Here is a 3,853-nt window from a genome sequence, read left to right on the forward strand (position 1 = left end):
TAAACCTGCGTATACACTTCCACCTGGCGAATTGATATAAATTTGAATGTCTTTAGAAGCATCTACACTTTCTAAAAACAATAATTGTGCTTGAATAATATTGGCCATATAATCGTCAACACCTGTTCCCATGAAGATGATTCTATCCATCATTAAACGAGAAAACACGTCTAATTGAGAAATGTTTAATTGGCGTTCTTCAATAATATATGGTGTTAAACTGCCTACTAATTTATCGTAATACAAACTGTTTACTCCGTGTTTTTTTGTGGCAAATTTTTTAAATTCTTTTCCGTAGTTCATTTTAAATTGTATTTAAAAGGTTATGTAAATATTAAACACATAGAAACATAGTTTTTTAAATTCTGTAAAGAATAATTTAGAAAAATAAATTTTTAAACATAGTCCTATGATTTCTATTTGAAGCCAGCGACTTAATTTAATATTATTTTCTATGTGTCTATGTGTTTTAAAAAAATTATTTATCTAATAAAAAACGTCAAACCAAAATGATTTGACGTTCAAATATACTAATTTTTATGAATATTACATTTCGCCGTACATCGCTTTAACAAAATCTTGGTAATTTACTTCTTTTTCAGTGGCTTTTACACTTGTTTTGTACAAGTCAATCATTTTTAAACTCAAAACTTGGTCAGATATACGTTTAATTTCTTCTTGATTCGACATCACTCTTGAAACAATTCCGTCTACTTCTGCATCTGTTGCATTGGCTTGACCAAATTGGGCCATTTGTTGTCTGATTAATCCTGAAGTAAAATCTTTTAATTCTTCAAATCTAACTTGTAAATTATGTTGAATAAAGATTTTAGATTCGATTAATTGGTAACGCAATCCTCTTTCTGATTTTGCAAATTCCGCTTCTGCTTGTTCAGGAGTTAACGGTGTTTCGCCAATAGTTTGAATCCATTTTTTTAAGAAGGTTTCTGGTAAATCAAATTGAGTGGTTTCTAATAATGCTTCTGTTACATCATTTAAAAACTTTTGATCTGCCTGCTGTACAAATTGTTGTTCCGCATCTTCTTTAATTCTTGCTTTTAAACCTTCTAAAGTAGTTACTTCTCCATTTGGAAATAATTTTGCGAATAATTCGTCATTAATTTCCGCTTTTTCAACAGATTGAATGGCGTCAATAGTAAAATTAACTTCAATGTCTAAACCGTGAACGTCATCGTGAGCTACTTTCAAATAATCCATTAATTGATGGTCGTCATTAAACAAACCTTTTGTTTTTAACGATACAACATCGCCAACTTTTTTTCCAATAAATTGTTTACCCGTTTTAGCATCTGCAAAAATATCTAAACTAATTAAAGCTTGGTTGCTGATATTTTTTTCTTCGTTTGAAAACGTACCGTTTATTTCAAAACCTTTTTTAACTTCAGTTTCCGTTAAAATTTTACCGTATTGCTTTTGAATTCTTTCAACTTGCTCGTTTAATAAGGTATCGTCTGCAATAATTTTATATCTCGTTACGCCTGAAGCTCTTGCTAAATCTACAGAGAATTCTGGTGCTAAACCTAATTCGTATTCAAAAACCAATTCGTCTGCTTTCCAATCAAAATTTTCATCTATACGAGGTAACGCATTACCTAACAAATCTAATTTTTCTTTTGCGATGTAATCTTTTAACCCTTTGTTCACCAAAGCAGTAACTTCTTCAATAATTGCTGGTTTTTCAAACTGTTTTCTCACCACATCCATAGGCGTTTTACCTTTTCTAAAACCTGGTAAAGTAGCTGTTTTTCTTTTAAGTTCTAAAAAATTCTCAATTTTTTCAGTATATTCATATTTACCAATTGTAATTTTTACAACGGCATTTAGTGCGTCAAGGTGTTCTTTTCTAATATTCATTTTTATTGATTTTTTGAAGTATAAATATGGGTTGCAAAATTATATAATTTTTGCAACCCATACAAGTTTTTAATTTACAGAATTTTACAACTACTTATTGTTTTTTTTTTCTGTGAAAATTTTATTTAAAATATATTGACTTACCGATAATATCACACTAAAAAATAGCGCTTGAAGAAACGTCATTTGAATCCCATCAATAAAATAATCAGCTATTTTTACAATACTGGCATTAATAACCAATAAAAACAAACCTAAAGACATTATTGTTACTGGAATGGCAAGTATTTTTAATATCGGTTTTAAAAAGGTATTTAAAAATGATAAGGCAACTGCCATAAAAACGGCTGCCAAATAATTGGTGATTTCAATTTTTAGAAAATACGAAATAACAAGTATTAACAGGGTTGAAATAAGTAGTTTGATAAGGTAATTTTTCATTTTTATACAATTGATTTATACATTTTCTTTAAAGTGTAAATATAAAAAAATAGGCACCAAAATGATGCCTATTTAGAAATTATTTAAAAACTAGCTTAGTTCGTTGGTAAAATACTGATACCTGGGAAATAAGTAGGATTGTGTAATGGTAAACTTGATTTGTATTTTGCGTTTATTGTTTTGATAATTTCATTAGCAATAACCGCATAACCACGTGCGTTTGGATGCACACCATCTAAAGAAAACAATACTTGTCCTTCAGTAGCTGAACCACTAAAATAGTTAGCTGTATAAATTGAATTGGTTTCAATTTTTAAACCTGTAATTAATTTGTTCATAACAGCATTCATATCGGCCACAGCTAAATTTTTTGTATTAGCAATAGCAATAATTGAAGTATTGTAAGCTGCAGTTGCTGCAGCTACTCTAGCTTTTTCAGTTGTTGTTAATACCCATTTGTTAGCTAACGGCAAGGTTACACCATTAACATTAAAAGGAGCCGTTCCAGCTGTGTTAACTTGTCCAATTATTGAACTTGCTGGCAAAACAATTAAATCTGCTGCAGTAGTATGTCTTGCTTTTCCATATAATGCAGCTAAAGAAGCTGCAAAAGGAGCAAAAGGCGTAGAAGCTGCTGCTGCTTGAATTGTTGGGCCTATGTCTGTTAATGATTCATCTCTAATTAAAACTGGATTTTTAGTTCCTGCAGCAGTCCTTAATGGAGAAATTCTTCCGCCAGAAACAGCAGCTAAAAACTGATACAAACCAATTGCTGTTGTGTTACTAGATGTAGCTTCAGCTGGAAGTGGATTAAATGGCACAGTTGTAAAATACGGGATTGAAGTTACACTTGGAATCGTACAAACCACTCCTTTCGCTCCGTTTATAGTCAATGAGTTAATGATATTTGTATATACACTAGTAAAATATGTACTATTAGTGATATCATTAAAACCATAGGTTAAAGGGTTTACATTTCCTGTTGTATTATGATCTGCTGCTGGTGTTACTCCATCAGCTTGTGCACCACCTGCGGTAGCATAAGCTAACACATCATTTGAACCAATCCAATTGGTAAAAAAAGTTGGGTTTTTTGTCATAGCGTCTGCCATAACAGTTGCTGTAGGCGAAGTAGCATGTCTCGCAAAATAAGAATTTAATGCTCCGTAACCTGGTATTAATAAATGAAATGATTTTGCACCTGGTACGCCCATATTGTTATATGCTTTAGCTTGTGGTGTTAAGGTAATTGTTGATGCTCCTGCAATTGGCTCCGGTCTATTTTGAGACGCATCAATAATTAATCTTGTAGAACCTGGAGAACCTGCAAACCCTCCTAAATTATTTACATCTTCTGCAAAAGAAGGTTGTGTAAAGGCACCGCCACCCACTAAAGCGAATTGTTGTGCTAATAAATTAGGGTAAGAATAAGTTTGTCCTACTCTACAAACAGTTCCGTCCATATAACCTGCAGTAAGTGAGTTACCAACTGCTACATATCTTGTAAAATCTGCTTGACCAGAGGTATAAGCCGCAT

The 3,853-nt window shown here is 31.8% G+C and carries 4 protein-coding genes; all 4 read right to left on the bottom strand.

Going from position 1 to position 3,853, the window contains the following annotated elements; genetic code table 11:
• Positions 1-303, bottom strand: a 303-nt coding sequence (locus tag ACIQ11_RS09410) for an ATP-dependent Clp protease proteolytic subunit (RefSeq protein ID WP_396154365.1), incomplete at its 3' end; no start/stop codon positions are given.
• A gap of 243 nt (positions 304-546) precedes the next feature.
• Positions 547-1,875 carry a trigger factor gene (locus ACIQ11_RS09415; RefSeq protein WP_396154366.1) on the bottom strand — a complete coding sequence of 443 codons (1,329 nt, stop codon included), beginning with the start codon at positions 1,873-1,875 and terminating at the stop codon, positions 547-549.
• A gap of 90 nt (positions 1,876-1,965) precedes the next feature.
• Positions 1,966-2,316, bottom strand: a complete 351-nt coding sequence (locus ACIQ11_RS09420) for a phage holin family protein (RefSeq protein WP_396154367.1) — start codon at positions 2,314-2,316, stop codon at positions 1,966-1,968.
• Between the two features lie 95 nt (positions 2,317-2,411).
• Positions 2,412-3,853, bottom strand: a 1,442-nt coding sequence (locus ACIQ11_RS09425) for a G-D-S-L family lipolytic protein (protein ID WP_396154368.1), incomplete at its 5' end; no start/stop codon positions are given.

The organism is Flavobacterium sp. (assembly GCF_044361065.1).
Taxonomy (GTDB): Bacteria; Bacteroidota; Bacteroidia; order Flavobacteriales; family Flavobacteriaceae; genus Flavobacterium.

Excerpts from the sequence above, each read along its gene's own strand:
- ACIQ11_RS09415 (WP_396154366.1), bottom strand. The coding sequence starts at position 1,875 with ATGAATATTAGAAAAGAACACCTTGACGCACTAAATGCCGTTGTAAAA.
- ACIQ11_RS09420 (WP_396154367.1), bottom strand. The coding sequence starts at position 2,316 with ATGAAAAATTACCTTATCAAACTACTTATTTCAACCCTGTTAATACTT.